Raw genomic sequence first — 347 nt, 5'->3', positions numbered from 1 at the left:
TCGCTTTTTCATATCCAGCAGATTGAATTTTCACACCTTTTTTAAATCTCCTAGACATATCTCTTTGCGCTGACTTTTTCCTTCTCAAAAGTTTTTTARCCTTGGCATCTTTGTTTATATTTCGTTCTTTCGTACCATTAGAAGCTACAAACAGCTCTTTTAAACCAACATCCACACCAATCGACTCATTGGTTAGTTCTTGTGATTCAAAGTCTTCTTGGAACCCCACACTAATCCACCAGTGACGACCATCAAATGTAACTCTTGGATTGGATGGTTTTTTATTCCTTGGTAGTTGTTGGCTTGTTTTCACTTCTCCAATAGGCTTGTTTTCACTTCTCCAATAG

The 347-nt window shown here is 37.3% G+C and carries 1 pseudogene; it reads right to left on the bottom strand.

From position 1 onward, the window contains the following. Positions 1 to 347 (bottom strand): annotated as a pseudogene (locus ASE54_RS37135) (RNA-guided endonuclease TnpB family protein); the annotation flags it as partial.

The organism is Bacillus sp. Root131, assembly GCF_001429475.1.
Classification (GTDB): Bacteria; Bacillota; Bacilli; order Bacillales; family Bacillaceae_G; genus Bacillus_A; species Bacillus_A thuringiensis_S.
Note: the sequence above shows the minus strand (reverse complement) of the source record. Positions and strands in the feature narration are given on the sequence as shown.